This is a genomic window from Olleya sediminilitoris, from assembly GCF_016785945.1.
GTDB lineage: Bacteria > Bacteroidota > Bacteroidia > Flavobacteriales > Flavobacteriaceae > Olleya > Olleya sediminilitoris.
In genome coordinates, this window is sequence record NZ_JAEMEF010000009.1 from 109,932 (window position 1) to 130,724 (window position 20,793).

Annotated in this window: 19 protein-coding genes; 12 read left to right on the forward strand and 7 right to left on the reverse strand. The window is 31.0% G+C overall.

Features of this window, described 5'->3' with window-relative positions; translation table 11 throughout:
• The first annotated feature begins 1 nt into the window (after position 1).
• From JAO71_RS11075 to JAO71_RS11130, 12 genes are all read left to right on the forward strand, one after another.
• The gene (locus JAO71_RS11075; RefSeq protein ID WP_203000827.1) at positions 2 to 1,312 is read left to right on the forward strand and encodes a DEAD/DEAH box helicase; all 1,311 of its coding nucleotides are present in this window, start codon (positions 2 to 4) and stop codon (positions 1,310 to 1,312) included.
• A 219-nt stretch (positions 1,313 to 1,531) separates the two neighbouring features.
• Positions 1,532 to 2,038 carry a peroxiredoxin-like family protein gene (locus JAO71_RS11080; protein WP_203000829.1) on the forward strand — a complete coding sequence of 169 codons (507 nt, stop codon included), beginning with the start codon at positions 1,532 to 1,534 and terminating at the stop codon, positions 2,036 to 2,038.
• A 52-nt stretch (positions 2,039 to 2,090) separates the two neighbouring features.
• Positions 2,091 to 3,485 (forward strand): NAD-dependent succinate-semialdehyde dehydrogenase, encoded by a 1,395-nt coding sequence (locus tag JAO71_RS11085; RefSeq protein WP_203000831.1) that lies wholly within the window; start codon positions 2,091 to 2,093, stop codon positions 3,483 to 3,485.
• Between the two features lie 310 nt (positions 3,486 to 3,795).
• The gene (locus tag JAO71_RS11090; RefSeq protein ID WP_028289761.1) at positions 3,796 to 3,987 is read left to right on the forward strand and encodes a cold-shock protein; all 192 of its coding nucleotides are present in this window, start codon (positions 3,796 to 3,798) and stop codon (positions 3,985 to 3,987) included.
• A 197-nt stretch (positions 3,988 to 4,184) separates the two neighbouring features.
• Entirely contained in the window at positions 4,185 to 4,580 is a 396-nt protein-coding gene (locus JAO71_RS11095) for a hypothetical protein (RefSeq protein WP_203000833.1), read from the forward strand.
• A 463-nt stretch (positions 4,581 to 5,043) separates the two neighbouring features.
• On the forward strand, positions 5,044 to 5,814 hold the full coding sequence (locus JAO71_RS11100; RefSeq protein WP_203000835.1) for a T9SS type A sorting domain-containing protein: 771 nt from the start codon (positions 5,044 to 5,046) through the stop codon (positions 5,812 to 5,814).
• A gap of 167 nt (positions 5,815 to 5,981) precedes the next feature.
• Complete coding sequence (locus JAO71_RS11105) at positions 5,982 to 9,140, forward strand: SIR2 family protein (RefSeq protein ID WP_203000837.1); 3,159 nt, start codon at positions 5,982 to 5,984, stop codon at positions 9,138 to 9,140.
• 16 nt (positions 9,141 to 9,156) lie between these two features.
• Positions 9,157 to 10,185: a kinase gene (locus JAO71_RS11110; protein ID WP_203000839.1), complete on the forward strand. Its 1,029-nt coding sequence runs from the start codon at positions 9,157 to 9,159 to the stop codon at positions 10,183 to 10,185.
• A 206-nt stretch (positions 10,186 to 10,391) separates the two neighbouring features.
• Positions 10,392 to 10,778 carry a hypothetical protein gene (locus tag JAO71_RS11115; protein WP_203000841.1) on the forward strand — a complete coding sequence of 129 codons (387 nt, stop codon included), beginning with the start codon at positions 10,392 to 10,394 and terminating at the stop codon, positions 10,776 to 10,778.
• A 921-nt stretch (positions 10,779 to 11,699) separates the two neighbouring features.
• On the forward strand, positions 11,700 to 12,362 hold the full coding sequence (locus tag JAO71_RS11120; protein WP_236011261.1) for a hypothetical protein: 663 nt from the start codon (positions 11,700 to 11,702) through the stop codon (positions 12,360 to 12,362).
• 101 nt (positions 12,363 to 12,463) lie between these two features.
• Positions 12,464 to 13,036: a hypothetical protein gene (locus JAO71_RS11125; RefSeq protein WP_203000843.1), complete on the forward strand. Its 573-nt coding sequence runs from the start codon at positions 12,464 to 12,466 to the stop codon at positions 13,034 to 13,036.
• A gap of 104 nt (positions 13,037 to 13,140) precedes the next feature.
• Positions 13,141 to 14,124, forward strand: coding sequence for a TolB family protein (locus tag JAO71_RS11130; RefSeq protein ID WP_203000845.1), 984 nt, complete (start codon positions 13,141 to 13,143; stop codon positions 14,122 to 14,124).
• An 86-nt stretch (positions 14,125 to 14,210) separates the two neighbouring features.
• Here the strand turns inward: JAO71_RS11130 and JAO71_RS11135 are convergent, their stop codons facing one another.
• From JAO71_RS11135 to JAO71_RS15915, 7 genes are all read right to left on the reverse strand, one after another.
• A complete protein-coding gene (locus tag JAO71_RS11135) occupies positions 14,211 to 15,017 on the reverse strand; it encodes a type 1 glutamine amidotransferase domain-containing protein (RefSeq protein ID WP_203000847.1) in 807 nt (268 codons plus the stop codon).
• Positions 15,018 to 15,132: 115 nt separating this feature from the next.
• A complete protein-coding gene (locus tag JAO71_RS11140) occupies positions 15,133 to 16,293 on the reverse strand; it encodes an iron-containing alcohol dehydrogenase (RefSeq protein ID WP_203000849.1) in 1,161 nt (386 codons plus the stop codon).
• 21 nt (positions 16,294 to 16,314) lie between these two features.
• Positions 16,315 to 17,310, reverse strand: a complete 996-nt coding sequence (locus tag JAO71_RS11145; RefSeq protein ID WP_203000851.1) for an NADP-dependent oxidoreductase — start codon at positions 17,308 to 17,310, stop codon at positions 16,315 to 16,317.
• Positions 17,311 to 17,322: 12 nt separating this feature from the next.
• Complete coding sequence (locus JAO71_RS11150; RefSeq protein WP_203000853.1) at positions 17,323 to 17,955, reverse strand: NAD(P)H-dependent oxidoreductase; 633 nt, start codon at positions 17,953 to 17,955, stop codon at positions 17,323 to 17,325.
• A gap of 8 nt (positions 17,956 to 17,963) precedes the next feature.
• A complete protein-coding gene (locus tag JAO71_RS11155; protein ID WP_203000855.1) occupies positions 17,964 to 18,629 on the reverse strand; it encodes an NAD(P)H-binding protein in 666 nt (221 codons plus the stop codon).
• 1 nt (position 18,630) lies between these two features.
• Positions 18,631 to 19,215, reverse strand: coding sequence for a TetR/AcrR family transcriptional regulator (locus tag JAO71_RS11160; RefSeq protein WP_116822731.1), 585 nt, complete (start codon positions 19,213 to 19,215; stop codon positions 18,631 to 18,633).
• 137 nt (positions 19,216 to 19,352) lie between these two features.
• Positions 19,353 to 20,555 (reverse strand): sensor histidine kinase, encoded by a 1,203-nt coding sequence (locus JAO71_RS15915; RefSeq protein ID WP_203000857.1) that lies wholly within the window; start codon positions 20,553 to 20,555, stop codon positions 19,353 to 19,355.
• Positions 20,556 to 20,793 lie beyond the last annotated feature (238 nt).

Genomic DNA, 20,793 nt, shown 5'->3' on the forward strand with positions numbered 1-20,793 from the left:
TATGTCTAATTATTTAAAGATACAACAAGATATTTTAGATAAATTAAATATCAAAGCACTTAATCCAATGCAGGAAGAAGCACTGTTATCTATTGCTAATACAGAAAACACTGTGCTATTATCACCAACAGGGACAGGTAAAACACTAGCCTTTTTATTACCTACCATTACAGCTTTAGACCCTAATTGTAATGAGGTTCAATTATTAATTTTAGTGCCTTCACGTGAGTTAGCCATTCAAATAGAGCAAGTTGTGCGCACAATGGGTTCTGGTTTTAAAGCCAATGCAGTGTATGGAGGACGTCCTTTTAGTAAAGATAAAATTGACTTAGCACATACACCTGCTATAATTATTGGTACTCCTGGTCGTATTGCAGATCATTTACGTCGCGAGACTTTTGCTGTAGATAATATAAACACGTTGGTTTTAGACGAGTTTGATAAGTCTTTAGAAGTTGGTTTTGAAAAGGAAATGAGTCAAATTATCAATAATTTGCCTCACATAAAAAAACGAATCCTTACTTCTGCAACTCAAGATATGGACATTCCACGTTTTGTAGGTTTAGAAAACCAAATCATTATAGATTATTCGGATACTAAAATTTCAAAATTACAGATTAAGCACGTATTGTCTCCTGACAAAAATAAGCTTCAAACCTTAGTCGATCTTTTACATGACATTGGTAACAAACCTGGTATTGTTTTTTGTAATTACAAAGACACCATACAATATGTAAGCGATTTTTTAAATAAAAATAATATTGCGCATGGTTGTTTTCAAGGCGGTATGGAACAAATAGATAGAGAGCGTGCTTTAATTAAGTTTAGAAACGGGACACACCAAATTATAATTGCTACAGATCTGGCTGCACGTGGTTTAGATATTCCAGAGCTTAATTATATCATTCATTATCAATTGCCTTTAAAAGCCGAAGAATTTACCCATCGTAATGGTCGTACAGCTCGTATGAATACAGAAGGGACAGCTTACGTATTACAATGGGAAGAAGAGCGTTTACCAGATTTTATCACTGTTGATGACACAGTAACACCAAAAGGAAAGCTTACCAAGATGGCTACGGATTGGACCACCTTATTTATTTCAGGAGGACGAAAAGATAAAATATCAAAAGGAGATATTGCTGGAGTGTTATTTAAACAATGTCATCTTGAAAAATCAGAAATTGGAGTCATAGAGCTTAAACAAGATTGCGCATTTGTAGCAGTACCAAAGGCTAAATCAAACAGTATTATTGACAAAATAAACAATACACGACTTAAGAAAAAGAAAGTACGTGTGTATACTATATAAAATAATTTTAGTTCTAAATTTTAAAAGCCTCAAGATATCAATAATATCTTGAGGCTTTTTTATATTCTAAAAACATGATAATCCTATAACACACTTGTATAATTGTATAATGCTTTTACTGGTAATACTTAAGACCTTTGTGTAAACAAAATTATAATCACAAAAGCCTAAGGTTTCGGTTAACCAATCAACTTTCGCTTTTAATAAAAATACAATACAATGATAAAACCAAGAGAAAAAGCACCAGAACTAGAAATACAATTAGTAAACGACACCACTTGGAAGTTAAGTGACCAATCGCCAAAAAATTTCACCTTAATATTATTTTACAGAGGTAAACACTGTCCAGTGTGTAAGTCTCAGTTAGAAGAACTTCAAAAAAAGGTGAGCAAGTTTACAGAGCGTGGTGTAAATATCATAGCCATAAGTAGTGATACAGAAACGGTTGCAAAAGCAACACATGACGAGTGGGAGATAGCAAACATACCATTAGGTTATGGTTTGTCTATAGACGAAGCAAGACAATGGGGTTTATTCATTTCGGAAGGGATTAAGGACGAACCAGAACTGTTTACAGAACCAGGCTTGTTTTTACTAACACCTGACCAAACCGTGTATTGGGAATCTTTACAATCTATGCCATTTGGACGTCCAAGTTTTAATGACGTATTAGGAGGTATTGATTACATCTTAAAAGCAGATTATCCTGCTAGAGGAGAGGCGTAATACCTAACAACCCGATAGACTAGTATTAATTAAAAAGAAAATGAAAAAGAATATGACAAAGACATCAAATAAAGGATTTTCAACTATAAATCCAGCAACAGAAAAAGAAATACAGCATTATGATTACATGACAGAAGAAGACGCTTTAAAAGCAGTCAACAACTGTGATAAAGCCTATCAAGACTGGAGACTTAAATCTTTAGATCATCGTGCTGAAATAGTAAAATCCATTGGCGAAGAACTTAAAAAAGTAAAAGACGATAACGCAAAACTTATGACCCAAGAAATGGGTAAATTAGTCAAGCAAAGTCATGAAGAAATTGAATTGTGTATTGGTATTTGTGAGTATACTGCAACCGAAGGTAGAAAAAAACTAGAAGACGAAGTCAGAACCATGGAAAATGGTGGTAAAGGTATCATACAACAAGCACCTCTAGGTGTTATTTATGGTATTCAACCATGGAATTTCCCATTATATCAAGCCATAAGATATGCCATAGTTAACCTAATGGCAGGAAACGGAGTCCTATTAAAACACGCTAAAAATGTTACTGGTTCTGCCTTAATGCTTAAAAAAGTATTTGAAGACGCTGGTTTACCTAAAAACCTATTCACTGTTTTAATTATAGATCATGACACGTCAGATAAAATTATAGAGCATAAACTAGTTAGAGGTGTAACGCTTACAGGTAGCTCTAAAGCAGGTGAGTATATCGCACAAAAAGCAGGAAAAGCTTTAAAAAAGACGGTTTTAGAATTAGGGAGTAACGATGCTTATTTAGTTTTAGAGGATGCAGATGTGGATTTAGCTGTAAAAACTAGTGTGTTTGGTCGTACTTACAATAACGGAGAAACCTGTGTTGCAGCAAAACGTTTTGTAGTTGTAGACAAAGTCTATGATCAATTTAAAGAAGCTTTTGTAAAGGGCATGTCGCAAATTAATCATGGAGACCCAATGGACAAGGACTCTAAATTAGGTCCTGTAGCCAGAAAAGATTTAAGAGACAAACTACATAATCAAGTTGAAGAAAGCGTTAATAAAGGCGCAGAGGTCTTATGTGGTGGTACAATACCAGATACAAAAGGATATTATTACCCATCTACTGTATTAGGAAACGTTAAACCTGGACAACCAGCTTATGATGACGAGCTTTTTGGACCAGTAGCATCACTTATAAAAGCTAAAGATGATCAGGATGCCATGAGAATAGCTAACGATAGTCGTTTTGGACTAGGAGGCGGAATTTTTAGTAAAGATGAGGACAAAGCAATACAATTAGCCAAAAATCATTTTCATACAGGTATGATAAACATTAATTCTTACGGATTAGCACATCCAAATATGCCATTTGGTGGTATTAAAGATTCTGGTTATGGACGCGAGCATGGTGGTTTTGGTATCACAGAGTTTGTTAACACCAAAGCAATAATGCTTAACAATAGTTAATAATACCAATTAAATAGTAACAATTATAAAAGACCAAGCTTAATACTTGGTCTTTTATGTATTTTAATAATACCATTGTACTTTAAACAGATTAATTACTAATAGGCTTAAATAAACACGTAATCACTAGTAAAATATAAGTTATGCAAACAATACCTAGTAATAAAGGTTAATTTAATGCATATTTAAAATGAATTTAAAGTTATCATTGTAATAAAAATGAAAAATAATTGAATAAAAAAATTGAAGTATCAATATTTGGCATTATACTTGTAAACTATTAAGTATTAATAAAATAAATTATATTACAATGAGTAGAGGTACAGTAAAATTTTTCAACGACACAAAAGGATTTGGTTTCATAACTGAAGAAGGAGTTGATAAAGACCATTTTGTACATATTTCTGGATTAATCGATGAGATTAGAGAAGGAGATGAGGTTGAATTCGATTTAAAAGAAGGAAACAAAGGATTAAATGCAGTAAACGTAAAAGTTATCTAATATATATCCATTACAATTAAAAAAGGCTACCTAAGAAGGTGGCCTTTTTTTGTGCCTAAATTTTAGTATTATGTAATAATGACTAATTTAGAAGCCTAATTTGTTAGTCACTTTATCTTTTTGATGTAAAAAGGTGAGTATAACACAAGTTGGCAGTAATTAAAACGACCAGAAAATAATGAAAGAACACTTTAAACTTGCAATCTCTATTAGATTTTCAAGGAAGTTTTGCTAAATTAGAAATAGAAAAAGACGAACACAAAGTGTACGATGTAAGTCGTAAAAAGTATAAAGGAAACACAACAAGCGGAAAAACAGAAATAAAATACGAAACTTATGCTTATGCAAACTCCTTTGGAATTAAACTAAAAGGAGAATATTATTATTTAAACCTAATTGATGGTGCTTGTGATTTCATAATTAAAGGACTTAAATACACTTATATATCTGAAAAAAGTACTGAATATCTAATGCTACAATTTACACAAGAAGTAAAACTAATGAATAATTACGAGAATAAAATTAGAAAAACTATAAAGGTATTACCTAATTCAACTCTGATATTCGCCATAAGTAGAAACAAAAAACTATAGCTAACAATAGTAACCGTTGCACAAGCCAATAAATTTTAAAAACAGACTTCTATAATTGCCTTGTAAGGCGTTTTCTTTATTTTTAGTACAATTTATAAATAGTTATTTTAAGGTTACTTAAAAACAACTGTCCTGTCATAAAAGGTCTAATAATTAAACACTTAATTACAACTACCTATCAAAACACAAAATAAACACAGGCAAAAAAATACGTAGTTATACGTATTGTACTTGCAAGTGCATTATTGTAATTTAGCCTTTAATAATACAACTATAATAAAATAAAACTTATTTAATATAAGTTACTAAAAGTTGTCATAACGGGAAATATAACCCCAAAAACAACCATGTTAGTTGTTATATAAACAGTTAGCAAACATTTGAAAAAGATAAAGTCTATTTAATAACTTGATTTATTTTTTTACATTTAATTTATTTTTTAATTATAAAAACCTATTCTACTATGAAAAAAACTACTTACCTACTATCTTTTCTTTTACTAACTATTTTTTCAATTTCTAATTCTTATTCTCAGTGCTCTTTTGATTCAAATGATGGAGGCACGGTTACTGATGCTAATTTTACTACCCTTACTTCTGCTTTCTCTCCTACTATTGGAATAGGAAATAGCTGGACTGCTTGTGGAAATGGTACATTAGATAAAATATCTGTTTTAGCAATTACAGATGGGCAAACTGCAACTATAGGAGTATATTCTGGAGCAGGAAACGGAGGAACTCTATTAGGCTCTGCTACCGCTACTACAACTGCGGCGACTTCAACTACTGAACGTAATTTAGTTTTTGATTTTTCTGCTTTAAATATTTCGCTTACTAATAATTCAACATATACTTGGGCTATAATTAGTGGCACCTTTGCTACAAGGCTAACAAACTCAAGTATATATCCAGCAGGAAGTGCATACAGTAATACAACAGAATTTACGACGAATGATTTTATGTTTAAAGTTGATATTACCAGTAGTACTTTAGGTGTTGATAATTTTACTATATCTGAAACAACTGTAAAACTATTCCCGAATCCTTGTATTGACTATATTCAAATTTCTGGATTAATTAAATCAGAAGTTTATACCATTTATAACAATTTGGGTGCTGAAGTTTATAACGGAAGTGCGATTGATAATGAGAAAATTAACATAGAGGACTTAACAAGTGGATTGTACTTCTTGAAATTGAAAAACGGAAGATCAATTAAATTCATTAAGGAATAAAAAAACGTTTGCTAACAACGTGTATATTTAATTGCTTGGGCAAGTGTTTATTTGGAAAATTCCTTCGGTATTTTATCGAGTTCGTTTTTGTTTACTAAATTAGTTGCTCAAACACGCAACTAACCATACACAAACACGTTACCTGCAAGCTAAAAAAAACAAACTGAATGACAGAAGAATTAAGACTAGATTATGATGCTTTTTTAAGGTCTTTTAAAAGAAATACTGATGTTCCTCATTCAATCTTGTTAGGAGCTGGTGCTTCAATAAGTTCAGGAATTCAATCTGCATATGACTGTATTTGGGAATGGAAAAAAGACATTTATCTCTCTAAGAATATAAACGCATCTGATTATTATAAAAATTACAAAGAGGATTCTGTTAGAAAAAGCATACAAAAATGGCTGGATAGTCAAGGAGAATATCCTGAATTAGACTCTAATGAAGAATATTCCTTTTTTGCAGAAAAGGCATATCCAATTAGTGATGATAGAAGAAAATACTTTTTAAGTCTAATAGAAAATAAAGAGCCCTATATTGGATATAAACTATTATGCTTACTTGCAGAACATAATATCATCAAGTCTGTTTGGACTACTAATTTTGACGGACTTATTGTTCGTTCAGCTCATCAGAACAAACTTACACCAATAGAAATAAATCTAGATAATGTAGATAGAATCTATCGGAATCAAAGCAACAAGGAACTTCTTGCAATCGCTCTTCATGGTGATTATAAATTCAGTTCATTAAAAAATACAGTAGAAGAGTTAGATTCTCAAAATGAAGTGTTTATTGAAAATCTTTCTAGTTATCATCTAGATAAAAATTTGATAATTACTGGTTATAGTGGAAGAGATAAATCTTTAATGGACGCATTAACAAAAGCTTTCACTCGGAAAGGAGCTGGAAGACTTTATTGGTGTGGTTATGGAAGTGAAATATCGGACGAAGTAGCTAAGTTGCTTAGGAATGTTCGGGATTCTGGAAGAGAAGCCCATTACGTAACAACAGACGGATTTGATAAGACTATAATTCATTTAGCTAAATCAGCATTTGAGGATAATAATTCTCTTTCACAAGAAATTCAAAATGCACTTGAAAGCTCAGAAAATGAAGAGTATTTAAAAACAGAGTTTCATTTAAATTTTTCAAATACAGGGAAATATATTAAAAGTAATTTACATCCTGTTGTTTTCCCAAAAGAGGTATTTCAATTTGAAATTGACTATAAGGAAGAAAAACCTTGGAGTTTTTTAAAAACAATTTGTCAAACAAATAATATTTGTGCAGTCCCCTTTAAAAGAAAAGTATTTGCCATAGGAACACTAACCGATATTTCAAAAGCATTTAATGGTCTTTTAAAAAGTGATATAAAAAGAGAATCTATAAGTAAATTTGATGTAGAAAATGTATCAGCTTTCAAGTCTTTAATGCTGCAAGCAATTTTGAAACATTTTGCCAATGACAAAAGAATTTCCACGAATAATAAAAATAAAATATGGTTAACTTCGAATGAAAGTGAATATAAGGGCATCAAAATACATAAAGCAATATTTCTTTCATTTTACTTTGATAAAAACAAAAGCTTTGGTTACTTAACTTTTACACCAACTATAAACTTAACCTCTGACCAAGAAATTTCAAAAACAGAAAAACTAACCATTAGTAAATACAACTTAGAGAAATTATATAACAATAAGTATGACGAAATATTAGAAAACTGGAATAAGCTTTTATTTGATAAACCAAGAATAAAATTTGAATATCCTCTTCAATCAGGTAGTGGTCTTGAATTTCAAATATCTGCAAGTACAGCTTTTGGAGAAATAAATGTTCTAGACCCTAAATTTAGAGGTTACGCACCAAAAGAATACGATAATAGACATACTCAATTTAAAGGTGTGCAATTTAAAGAACCACAACTTGTTTTTCGAAACATTTCATCAGATATGGAATTTAAAGATTACCATCCAATGAGAGGTTTAGTAAATAATCGTCCTTATGATGTTAATCTAAATGGAGTAATATTATCTAATGAAATAAACTTATCCGTTATTTGTGGAGAGAAATATTCACATAACTTTTACACCTTTCTTTCTAAACTACAAACAAAACACTCAACTGATAATAAAAACCCTGATTACTTAATAGATTACCCTGGCTTTTCTTCAATTTATAATATACCATTAAACATTCCATACTATGAGAATGATGGAAGTTGGTTAGATATTGATTTTAGAGGTGAAAATGAACTTGAAGCACACGAAAATGCAATTAAACTCGCTAGACTTATTACTTCAAAAATTGAACAAATAGCGAATACCCAAAGTCAAAGTACAATCGTTATTTTTATTCCAAACGAATGGCAAAATTTTGAAAGTTTTGTAAACAAAGAAGAAAGTTTTGATTTACACGATTATGTAAAAGCATTTGCTGCTTCAAAAGGAATTGCAACACAATTAATTAGAGAGAAAACATTAGAAGACAATTTAACTTGTCAAATTAATTGGTGGTTATCATTATCATTTTATGTGAAATCTTTAAGAACACCTTGGATTTTAAATAATCAGGAAAAAAACACAGCATATGCTGGAATTGGGTATAGTATCTCTAAAATAAAAGATAAATCAGAAATTGTTATTGGTTGTAGTCACATATATGATTCAAACGGTCAGGGTTTAAAATATAAGTTATCTAAAATCGACAACTATTTCCTTGATAAGCAAAACAATCCTTTTTTATCATTTAAAGATGCTTTTCAATTTGGAGTTTCAATTAGAGAGTTGTTTTACGAATCACTAGATAAACTTCCTGAAAGAGTAGTTATACACAAAAGAACAAAGTTTACACAAGATGAAATAGACGGAATTAAAGCTAGTTTACATAAAGCTGGAATCAAAAAAATAGACCTTGTTGAAATCAGTTTTGAACCAGATGCACGTTTTGTAGCAATGAGCGTATATAATAAAGAATTACAAGTAGATAAGTTTCCCATTTCAAGAGGAACTTGTATTGTAACGAATAAACACACTGCCCTATTATGGACTCACGGAATTGTTCCTTCTGTTCGACAACCGAATTATAAATTCTACTTAGGAGGTAGAAGTATCCCAGCACCAGTAAAAATAACTAAGCATTACGGAGAATCTAATATTGACTTAATTTCAACAGAAATTTTAAGCTTAACTAAAATGAATTGGAATTCATTGGATTTATACTCAAAGCTTCCTTCAACTATCGACTCATCAAATAAGATTGCGAGAATTGGAAAACTACTTGCAAGATTTGAAGGTAGAACATATGATTACAGATTATTTATATAAGACAAAAAGCCAAACTATGGAAAATTTATTATACTATCCTTACATAAATATTCCAAGAACGGATTGGACAACTCGTTCTCTATTATATTATGAAACAGTAGGTTCGATTGTTCCTCAAAACTACTTTTACGAACCTGAAAACTATGAACCATTTATGCGAGAATTGGTTCAAAATGAATTAGTAATTCCAATAAATCCAATGGAGGTTTTAGATGAACCATTCCAATTATCAAAACCTTTTATAGATTATACAAAAAGTAAAAATTTCAAACTACAGTCACGTTTACATAGATTTGAAAGAGGTAGGTATGGAAGAATAAATGAAAATAAATTTAGGCTGAATGGACCAAGAATTAGCGTAAATAAATTTGACAATGAACTCTTTAATCATCTAGAAGAAATAGGTTTAGCTAAAAGGGAAAACTACGAATGGTTTATTGTTGAGCAAAAGACAGCTAACGAAATGATGACATACTTGGCTTCAGTAGTTGGTAAAAAACTCAATTATTTACCAACCACCGATGTTTTTTACAAACGGTTTACACTCGCAACAAAATCGAAGAAAGTTTTTAAAACCAAACAGAAAGAACAACATAAAAGAGAAACTATTTTAGACCAACTAATACCATTTCCTGAAAATATCGATTTAATGCAACTTAGAAAGTTTAAGGATAAGCATAGAGATATTTTGAACGCTTTTAAAACTAAAGTCGAATTAATCGCTTTAAATCCAAATATAGAAGAAGAAAGTCCTTTATTCATAGAAACGATTAAAGACTTAGAGCATAGTAAATTGGAACTAAGTGCAAAAATGGGAGAAAGCAAATTTGGTAAAGTCTTTTTCGGTACTGTGTGCGGAATTGTTTCAAGTTCAATTGGTTTAGCTACTGCTGGAACAGATGGAGCTATAATTGGAGGTGCAACTGCTTTAGCTGGAGCAATATATGCTGCTACTCAAATTGAAAATGATACTGATATTCCAAATCAAAATGGAATGAAATATTTAGCTTTAGTTGATAAGAGGCTGAGAAAAGCCAGCAGGTAACAACGTGTATAAAACATAGCTATTATAGGCTTTACGAGAGGTTTTGTATATTTACAAAGTACGCCAAATTTTTTATTTGGTTATATTTAGAATAGAAAATTAAACATAAAAATAAAAAAATTCGGCTCGTGCTATATCCGAAAGGTTAGCGTTCATTTATACGCTACGTTTCATACACAAGACCGTTACCACTCATTTGAGAAAAAATGAAACCTGAATTAAAATATATAGAATTGAAAAGCGGATTTGGAGATACTGGACCTGCGTGGATTGGAATGGCGGAATTTTCCAAATCTGGTAGAACTGTTTACTTTAACGGAAAGGCTCTTAAAAACTCAAATGCACAAGGAATCGCAGGAAATTATTACGACATTGAAAGCGGAGATGAATATTGGGTTTCTGGAATAAAGAAAAACGGAACTGACCGACATTGGGCTGGAAGCGGAAAAGTAATGATTGACCGAAATGTTGTTGATCTTTATTTAAGTCTGGTTGACTTTAATTTATTGGATAAAAAACTATTTGAATTAGTGGATATTTTGCCAACTGACAAACAAAAGTTTACGGAATTAGAAAATCAGAAATTAAATTAAAATACAGAATTGAAAACGAAAAATAATATTGTTTTAGGTCTAATTCAGATAATACTATCGATATTCTGGATATATCAAATGGCAACTCTTTACTACTATTATCATTTTACAGATATTCTGTTTGCTTTTATGTATCCTGATTGGGTTTTGTATATTAATATATTCTTGTGTTTAGCGAATATATTTTATGGAATAAAACTAATTCGGAATAAAATATCGATTAAAAAAAGTTACAGTTTATTCGGAATTTCTTTAATAATTGGAATATTAATTAATAGCTTTTATTATCTGATTTAGAATAAAAACGTGTGGTAACAAAGTACTGTGTTAAAAATCAAGTAAAAACGCATTAATTGTTTAATAAAACACTTCTGTAATTATTATCATAACTAAGTCCTGATTTTGACATAACAAAAGCTTCTGTTAAAAGTTTATTACTAACTTTTTCCCTTTCCTTTGGCTACTAAGCGTTCATAAATTATCCAACAAGAACCATTGTGTTTACAACGCTTTTAATTAACATAATGTCGTACAATTCAAAGTAATAATTTCTGCCTTTTTTGCTATAAAATCAAAAACAACACAAAACAGCTGTTATGCAGCTGTTTACAAGGGGTTTGCAAGATGTTTCAATATAGGTTATAGCGTGGTTATAGCATGGTTAAAACGTGTTTATAGTATAGTTATAGTATGCTTATAATAGGTTTAAAGCATAATAGCATAAAGTCAGTTAGCACTAATCGTAATTAGCAACTTAATTAGTTAAGCGCATAACGTTAAAATGTGACTATTTAATTGGCATAGACCTAATTGATTTACAAAAATCCTTCAGATTTTCTATTTAATTTTTATTTACTAACTTAAACACATAACTAAATCATACACAAAACCATTAGCAACAAGTAATAAAAACAAAAACTTATGATACACAAACTCTATAGTAACACAACATTGGAATTCCAAAATGCAATAAGATTTTTAATAATTTGTATTATTTTATTAAGCGTATCTTGTAAGGAAGAAACCAACACAATAAAAACCACAGAAAGTGATTTAATAACAAAAATAAATGCGGTTCAAGAACAAGTGATGGCACAAGGTAATATAACAAAACAAGAGGAGCAGGCCTTAGCAAGTCTATGCAGCATTGTCTCTCATGATGACGGGTTAGCAACTTTTACTACCGACAATAGCATACTATTAAAAGATGTAGAAGTTGTACCAATATATAATGGGTGTGAAGCTTTATCTGTAACACAAACAAGAGACTGTTTTAATAATAAAATATCAACATTTATTAAGCAAGAGTTTAACCTAAGTATAACTAAAGATTTAAATCTATCAGAACCAAAACAAGTAGAAGCATTTTTTATAATCAACGAAAACGGAACTCTAACTGGTATGAAAGTAAGAGATTCTGAAGTAAACGTTCAAGCAGAAATATTAAGAGTGCTAAGAAAAATGCCTAATATGAAACCTGCAACCCATAACGGAGAAAATGTGTCTGTATTATGTTCCATATTAGTAACCTACGGAAATGAAGTAGAAGTAAAGGTTGTTTACATTCCTGAAAGACCAGCTTAATTTTTAATAATGTAATCTAAAAATAAGTCAACCTATATTAATATAATTTACCGCAGTTAGTAGTGACACACAAAATAATATTTCACAAAACCTGATAACAAATGAACAAAAACATAATCCTTTTATTGCTATTTACAATAGGAATGCTATCCTGTAAAAACCCTCAAAATGAAATTGACAGAGTAGAGATTGCTAAACAATACTTTAAAAGTATTAACAATTCAAACTACTCTAAAATATCAAAATTAATTGCAGACACAATTATAACAATAGAAGGGGAACATAAAAACACATATTCTAAAAAAGAATATTTTGAGGTTTTAAAGTGGGATTCTGTTTTTAAACCCAACTATAAAGTTGTAACAATTACAAAAGATAATGACATTGTTAAAGCCAAAATTTCAAAGATAGGGAAGCGGATTGCTTTTCTACATGAAAAACCATTTGTAATGAATCAAACCCTAAGTTTTCAAAACAATAAAATAGCAAGTATTAAAACAGATTATTTAAATTTTGATTACCAGACTTGGGATAAAAATAAAAGTGAATTGTTAAGTTGGATTAAAAAACATCACCCAGAACAAATTAGATTTTTAACCAACATGACAGTTTCCGGAGGAGTATCATATGTTAAGGCTATTAAATTATATAAAAATAGAGATAATGTGTTATGACGCTCTAAATAAAAGTTGCTTTACTAGAATTTAAATTAATACCGTTAATACTCTTACAAAGTAAACAATCAACCAAGCTTAAACTAACAAAACATCAAAAAATAGTGTCCAAAACAAAATACATTACCATCCTCTTATTAAATTTTATTCTGTTTAACTGCCAGACAAAGACTAAAAAGAAAGACATACCAGTAACAAATACTATAAACATTACAACAACTGCTAATCAATTAACATTGTTTGGCGAACACGTTATTTCTACACCATTATACGAAAGGGATTTGGCAATATCACCACAAGGCAATGAGCTTATTTATACTTTAGGAGATTACAAACAAAATAGAAGATGTTTAGTATACCTGACTAAAGAGGAGGGAGTTTGGACTGAGCCACAAATATTAAATATATCAGGTAAATATCAAGATATAGAACCTTTTTACAGCAACAACGGAAACCGGTTGTATTTTGCATCAAACAGACCTATTTATAATGACACTACAAGAAACGATTATAATATTTGGTATAGCAATCGTGTAAACAATGGTTGGTCTAATCCAGTTGCCTTAGATTCTATTATTAATACTAAAACCGATGAGTATTATCCATCGTTAAGTCATAATGGAAATTTATATTTTACAGCAACCAAAGCGTCTGGTATAGGTAGAGAAGATATTTTTATGTCTGAATTTAAAGATGGTAAATTTCAAGCTCCAAAACTATTACCTGAAGCAATAAATACCACTGCTTTTGAATTTAATGCTTATATAAATCCTGAAGAAAACATACTTATTTTTAGTTCTTTTGGAAGATCTGATGGTTTAGGTGGAGGCGATTTGTATATCAGTCGTAAAGACAGTTTAGGGCAATGGACAGCATCCAAAAACTTAGGCAAAACTGTAAACTCTGATAAATTAGATTATTGTCCGTTTGTAGATTGGAAATCAAATAATTTTTATTTTACAAGTGAAAGAAAACCACTTAATAACAATAAAATAGACCATGTAAAAACTTTGAAAGCACTCTCTAATAGTCCATTAAATGGTTATGGAAATATCTATAAAATAGGATTTGATAAATTAAAGTTATAAAATAAACTGTGACATTCATAAAACTATAACTAACAAAAAAAGGGTTAACCAAATGGTTAACCCTTTTTTATACTATATAATTAAGCTTATTTTAAGCTTTCTAATAACTTTTCAGCAACTAACTCAGAGGATGCTGGGTTTTGTCCAGTAATTAAATTACCATCTTGGATAGCGTAAGCTGCCCAATCTTCTTTTTTAGAGTAGATTCCACCGTTTTCATTTAACATGTCTTCCACTAAAAATGGCACAACATCTGTTAAACCAACAGCAGCTTCTTCAGAATTTGTAAATCCTGTTACTTTTTTACCTTTTACTAATGGTTCTCCATCTGTTCCTTTAACACCTTTTAATGCAGCAGGAGCGTGGCATACAAATGCTACAGGCTTCTCTTGAGTATTAAATTTTTCAATTAAAGCAATTGACGTTTCATCGTTTGCTAAATCCCATAATGGTCCATGACCTCCAGGATAAAATACAGCATCAAAATCGTCTGCATTTAAATCAGCTAACTTGTGTGTATTTGCAATTAATGCTTTAGTTTCTTCATCTTTATTGTAACGCTCAGTATCTTCTGTTGCAGCATCTGGTAAATCACTACTTGGATCTATTGGTGCAGCACCTCCATTTGGTGTTGCAATAGTAATTTTAGCACCTTTGTCTAATAAAGTGTAATAAGGATTTGCGAATTCTTCAACCCAAAATCCTGTTTTTTTCCCTGTATCTCCTAATTTATCATGAGATGTTAATACAAATAATACGTTCATTTCTTTTTCTTTTTTGGTTTCTATTTTATCTCCTGAAACGGTTTCAGAAGTTGTGTTGTTTGTGTTTTCTTTACAACTTAAAGCTGTAATTATTGTTAGCGTTAAAGCTATTGTTTTTAATAATTTCATTTAAAATGAATGATTTAAAAATCAAATATCATCATTCTGAATACAGTCGAAAACCTTAGAATTTTTGCTATTATAGCATTACGACTGCATTCATCATGACAATTAAAAAGGCTTATTAGTAAGCCATTTTTACTATTTCTTCTACTTTATCTGGAGATAAACTTTGGTGTTCACCTAATCCAGTCCAACCACGATTTGTAAAACGTTCAGAAATTTTTTCTGCGGTTCCTTCGTAATCTTTAGTATAATCTGAAAGCTTCGTATCAATACCTAATTTGTGGAAAAAAGCAACTGTTTTTTCAATTGCAGCATAGGCTTTGTCGTCTGTACTCCCTTCAGTTATATTCCAAACGCGTTCACCATATTGCGCTAATTTTTCCTTTTTAGATTCAAAATTAAACTTGTAATGACTTGGTGCTATAACTGCTAAAGTACGTGCGTGATCTATACCAAATAATGCAGTTAATTCGTGACCAATTGCGTGTACTGCCCAATCGGTTGGTACACCTTTTTGTATTAACCCATTTAAAGCCATAGTACAACTCCACATAAAGTTAGAAGCTGCTTTATAATCTGTTGGGTCTTTTAAAACCGTTGGTGCTACTTCTATTAATGTTTGTAATATACTCTCGGCAAAACGGTCTTGTAATAAGGCACCAATTGGATACGTCATGTATTGTTCTAAAACGTGTGTAAACGCATCGGTTAAACCATTTGCTAATTGACGTTCTGGAATAGACGTAATTACTTGCGGATCTAAAATAGAGAACTCAGGGAATAAACCAGGTCCACCCATTGCAAGTTTTTCTTTAGTTTCTTCACGTGTGATTACTGCTCCAGAATTCATTTCAGATCCTGTTGCTGGTAATGTTAAAACGGTACCGAAAGGCATGCCTTTTTCGGTTCTAATATTTTTGGTTAAAATATCCCAAGGTGTATCACCATCGTAAACTGCTGCTGCAGACAAAAATTTAGTTCCGTCAATTACAGATCCACCACCAACTGCTAGTAAATACGTAATACTTTCATCTTTTATAACTTTTAAAGCTTCCATTAGTTTAGCGTATTCTGGATTTGCAGGAATACCTCCAAACTCAGTGACATCAATGTCTACTAAAGCGGTTTTTACTTGGTCGTAAATACCATTTTTCTTGATACTTCCTCCACCATAAAGCAATAATACTTTAGCATCTGCAGGAATTTCTTCTTTTACTTTTTCTATTGTGTCCTTTCCAAAAATAATTTTTGTAGGATTTTTAAAATCAAAATTGTTCATCTTCTTTTTCTTTTTTGGTTATTATATTTTTACAATCATTTTTCCTTTGTTTTTACCTTCAAATAAATCGATAAAAGCTTGAGGTATATTATCAAAACCATCAACGATAGTTTCGGTATAGGTTAATTTGCCTTCAGCTAACCAACCTGATAATTTTTGAATGGCCTCTGGGAATTTTTCGGCATAATTACTAACTATAAAACCTTGCATTAACGCACTGTTTTTTACTAAAAATGGTTGTACGCTTATGCTTTTAGGTAATTCTGTTTCGTTATAAACCGAAATGGCACCACAAATTATAATTCTAGCAAATTGATTAATACTGAATAAAACAGCATCAGAAATTGGTCCTCCAACATTATCAAAATACACGTCTACACCATTTGGCGCAGCTTCTGCAATGGCAGATTTCATATCTTTTGTGGTGTTGTAATTGATACCTTCATCAAAACCGAATTTACTTTTTAGCATCTCGATTTTCTCATCTGTACCAGCAATACCAATAACACGTAAGCCTAGAATTTTAGCTATTTGTCCAACAACACTACCAACAGCTCCTGCTGCTCCAGAAACTACAATGGTTTCGCCTTTTTTAGGTTTCCCTATTTCGGTTAAGCCTAAATAAGCTGTTAAACCTGTCATACCTAAAACACCTAAATAAGTACTTAAAGGTGCTTTTTCTGGATCTACTTTATTTAAGCCTTCTCCATTAGACACTTGTTGTGTCGACCAGTTTAGCATACCAGAAACATAATCTCCAACCTGAAATTTATCGTTTTTAGACGCTGTAACTTTAGCCACAACACCAGAATGAACTGGCTCGTTTAACTTAAAAGGTTCAACGTAAGATTTTGCATCGCTCATGCGTCCTCTTAAATAAGGATCTACAGAAACATAAGCAGCTTCTAATAAAATCTCACCTTCAGTTATTGTTGATGTTTTATATTCTTCTAAAAATTCAAAATTTGAAAGTGTAGGTTTTCCTTCAGGTCTACTTTTTAATTGTATCGTTTTCATATTCTTTTTCATTTATTCAATTACAGTTACAATCTCATCCATAGGTCTTCTAACCTTTACAAGATTTACTAACCAATCTTCATCTTCTTTTCTATATCCAATAGGTAACATAACAGCACTACGTAATCCTTTTTCACGTAATCCTAAAATTTTATCTACAGCGTCTGGCTCAAAACCTTCTAAAGGTGTTGCGTCTACACCTTCAAAAGCTGCAGCAGTTAAAGCTTCAGTAAAAGCAATGTAGGCTTGTTTTGCAGCGTGGTTAAAATTGTCTTCTGGATCCTTTTGTGGATACATGCTTAATAACATTTGTCGGTAATTTTCCCAACCTTCGTTTTTAAACCCACGAATATCATTAGTTAAATCAAACATATAGTTAATACGCTCTGGTGTGTAATGGTCCCAAGCAGCAAATACTAAAAGGTGAGAACAGTCTGTAATTACAGATTGGTTCCAAGCAATTGGTTTAATTTGCTCTTTAATATCTTGGCTTTTTACAACAAAAATTTCAAAAGGTTGTAATCCAGATGATGTAGGAGCTAAGCGTGCAGCTTCTAAAATGCGTTGCACTTTATCTTCTGGTACTATTTTACCATTCATTGCTTTAGCAGCATATCTCCAATTTAATTTGTCTAGTAATTCCATATTTATAATTAGTTGTTTTTTGTGATTCTTTTTATATCGTTTGAATTAATAATGACTTCAGAATAATTTTTGCTATTAGCTAGATTTATCATTGCTTGAGCCATATTTTCAGGATCTGTAATTTTATATTTTTTTAGTTTTCCGAAGAATAAAGGCTGTATAACTTTAAATACTACTTTGCCAATAGTTTCTAATGTGCGACTTTCTTTTCGATCACCACCAATTAATGACGGTTGAAAAATGAATGTTTTCTTAATGTCTTGTTTTAAAACATCACGTTCCATTTCGCCTTTGATTTTATTGTAAAACACGCTGCTTTTTGAATTAGCACCTAATGCCGAAATGACTAAAAACGTTTCAATACCATTAGTTTTAGCTAATTTTACAGCAGAAACAGGAATACCGTAATCTATCTTTTTGTACAAGTCTTTATTTGGCGTTTTAGCTTTGGTGGTACCAATACAACAGAAGACTTGATCTCCAGTAAAATCGCTTTTAAACTGTTCTAATTCTAATAAATCACCAATGTATTGCGTGACTTTATTTGGTAAGCCTTGAAGTTTTGAACGTGAAAATAGCTTGATGCTTTCGTAACGCTCATCATTAATCAATTGGTCTAATAATAAACCACCTGTTAATCCTGATGCACCTAATATAATTGCTGTTTTTTTCATGTTATTGACATACTTTTATACTGCTCCATGCTGATTGATAGGCTTCTTCTAAATGTGCTTTATCTAATGTAAAAACACCACGTTTTTGGGTAATCATTAAAAACGATAATGGATTTATGGCATAAGCGTACAGTAAATAATCAGACAACGGTTTAATAATACCTTCTTGTCTGCCACGTTCCCAAAGGTCGAGTAGTGGTTGCAGGTGTTTAATACCTTCCTGTCTACTTAGCTCATCAATCATTGGTGTGTTATCACATTGTGCTAAAAACATAGCATTTTCACACTCTTTAAGTTTAAAGTCCGCAATACGATTCCAAATTAATCTAAAGCCAGCTTCAACAGGCATGGTTTCGTTATAAGTTGCGAATGCATATTTAGTGTATTCGGCTTTCACTTCGACGTAAGTCTTATTTACTAAATCTTGTTTATTTTCAAAATATAGATAGATAGTAGCAGGTGAGACGTTTGCCATTTTAGCTATTTTACTCATTGGTGTTGCATGAAAACCGTTGTTGTTTACCAACTCGATTGTCGCTTTTACCAATGCGTTACGTTTATCTATACTTTTTTGAAGTTTTGCCATTTCTGTTTAAATTCTCATGCAAATATACATAAAAATGAATGTTCATTCTTTTTTTTTAACATAGGTTTATATTTTAGCAAAATATGTTACTTATTTATAAAATTAACAACTAAGATGAATGTGTAAATTAAGAGTAATTATTTTAGAATTGTAAATAGAAATGAGGAACCTTCACCAATTGTAGAACTCGCTTTAATTGTGCCTCCTGATTTGTTAACTAGCTTACTAACAATGGGTAATCCTAAACCAGAACCTTCATTACCGTATTTGTCTGTCTTAGATAGCTTGATAAATATTTTAAAGATTTTTTCTAGGTATTCTTCTTTAATGCCTGGTCCGTTATCGCTTACAATAAACTTGTAATGAGTTTCTGTTTCAGAAATATCAACATTAACTTTTACTGTTGGTTTATCTGTATATTTTTCAGCATTATTAATAAGGTTAGTTAAAATTTGACCAATAATAACAGTATTAATGTGTAATTTATTTAAAGTAGAGGTAAAAGTAAGGTCTAATATTGGATCATTTGCGTAATACTCTAAAATGTCTTTTTTAAAGGCTGTAATGGTAACATCTTCTTTAACGTCTTCAAGTTGGTCTAGCTTAGTACTGTATTCCATTAAACGATCTAGAAATTTATAAGATTGTTCTGTAGATTTTAAAATAAGTTCAATAATATCAACTCCGTTGGAGTCAATCTTATTTTTATAATCAGCTAAAAACATTCCTGCCAAATTAGATATATTTGATAATGGAGATTTTATATCATGAGAAGCAGCATACGCAAATTGCTCTAAATCAGAATTTTTTTCTTCTAATTGCGTGTTTAAGTCTTTTAGTTTGTAGTTCTTTTTTCTTAATGCTAAAAGGTTTATGACTTGCTTAGATAAAGCTTTTAGTGCTTCGTTTTGACTGTCTGACAAAACTCTTGGTTTAGAGTCAATAACACACAAAGTACCTAATGGCAAACCGTTTGAAGATTTTAAGGGTACTCCTGTATAAAAAATTACTTCTGGTCCACCAATAACTAAAGGGTTATCAAAAAAGCGTTCGTCTTTTCTAGCATCTTCAACAATTAGCGTATTATTTTTATCGTTTATGGCGTGACCACAAAAGGATACGTCTCTAGGCGTTTCGGTTGCGTCCAAACCATAACTGGATTTAAACCATTGTCTGTTGTCATCTACAAGACTGATTAACGCAATTGGTACCTCACATATTTGGGCAGCGATTTTAGTTAAACCATCATAATCCTGATCAGGTAAAGTGTCAAGTATATTATAGGATTTTAATTCTGTTAACCGTTCTGCTTCTTTAATGTATTTTTCTGGAGCAATCATAAACTAATAGTGTTTGATATGCAATATACTATTTTTTTAAAATTAAGAATTCAAATTTTGATATAATACATTGTTTTTTAATGTATTATATGTATTTCATTTGTAAGAGAAATCATAGTGTTTGATTAATTTATAAATGAACTTGCTACATTTAAAGTTGAAAAATCTTTTTTATAACTGCGTTAAACTTTTGAAAAATTATCGTCAATAAAATAGTTGTTTTATAATTTTGTAATAA

Excerpts from the sequence above, each read along its gene's own strand:
- JAO71_RS11080 (WP_203000829.1), top strand. The coding sequence starts at position 1,532 with ATGATAAAACCAAGAGAAAAAGCACCAGAACTAGAAATACAATTAGTA.
- JAO71_RS15915 (WP_203000857.1), bottom strand. The coding sequence starts at position 20,555 with ATGATTGCTCCAGAAAAATACATTAAAGAAGCAGAACGGTTAACAGAA.
- JAO71_RS11135 (WP_203000847.1), bottom strand. The coding sequence starts at position 15,017 with ATGAAATTATTAAAAACAATAGCTTTAACGCTAACAATAATTACAGCT.
- JAO71_RS11155 (WP_203000855.1), bottom strand. The coding sequence starts at position 18,629 with ATGAAAAAAACAGCAATTATATTAGGTGCATCAGGATTAACAGGTGGT.
- JAO71_RS11105 (WP_203000837.1), top strand. The coding sequence starts at position 5,982 with ATGACAGAAGAATTAAGACTAGATTATGATGCTTTTTTAAGGTCTTTT.
- JAO71_RS11150 (WP_203000853.1), bottom strand. The coding sequence starts at position 17,955 with ATGGAATTACTAGACAAATTAAATTGGAGATATGCTGCTAAAGCAATG.
- JAO71_RS11120 (WP_236011261.1), top strand. The coding sequence starts at position 11,700 with ATGATACACAAACTCTATAGTAACACAACATTGGAATTCCAAAATGCA.
- JAO71_RS11145 (WP_203000851.1), bottom strand. The coding sequence starts at position 17,310 with ATGAAAACGATACAATTAAAAAGTAGACCTGAAGGAAAACCTACACTT.
- JAO71_RS11110 (WP_203000839.1), top strand. The coding sequence starts at position 9,157 with ATGGAAAATTTATTATACTATCCTTACATAAATATTCCAAGAACGGAT.
- JAO71_RS11090 (WP_028289761.1), top strand. The coding sequence starts at position 3,796 with ATGAGTAGAGGTACAGTAAAATTTTTCAACGACACAAAAGGATTTGGT.
- JAO71_RS11100 (WP_203000835.1), top strand. The coding sequence starts at position 5,044 with ATGAAAAAAACTACTTACCTACTATCTTTTCTTTTACTAACTATTTTT.
- JAO71_RS11125 (WP_203000843.1), top strand. The coding sequence starts at position 12,464 with ATGAACAAAAACATAATCCTTTTATTGCTATTTACAATAGGAATGCTA.
- JAO71_RS11115 (WP_203000841.1), top strand. The coding sequence starts at position 10,392 with ATGAAACCTGAATTAAAATATATAGAATTGAAAAGCGGATTTGGAGAT.
- JAO71_RS11140 (WP_203000849.1), bottom strand. The coding sequence starts at position 16,293 with ATGAACAATTTTGATTTTAAAAATCCTACAAAAATTATTTTTGGAAAG.
- JAO71_RS11075 (WP_203000827.1), top strand. The coding sequence starts at position 2 with ATGTCTAATTATTTAAAGATACAACAAGATATTTTAGATAAATTAAAT.
- JAO71_RS11085 (WP_203000831.1), top strand. The coding sequence starts at position 2,091 with ATGACAAAGACATCAAATAAAGGATTTTCAACTATAAATCCAGCAACA.
- JAO71_RS11160 (WP_116822731.1), bottom strand. The coding sequence starts at position 19,215 with ATGGCAAAACTTCAAAAAAGTATAGATAAACGTAACGCATTGGTAAAA.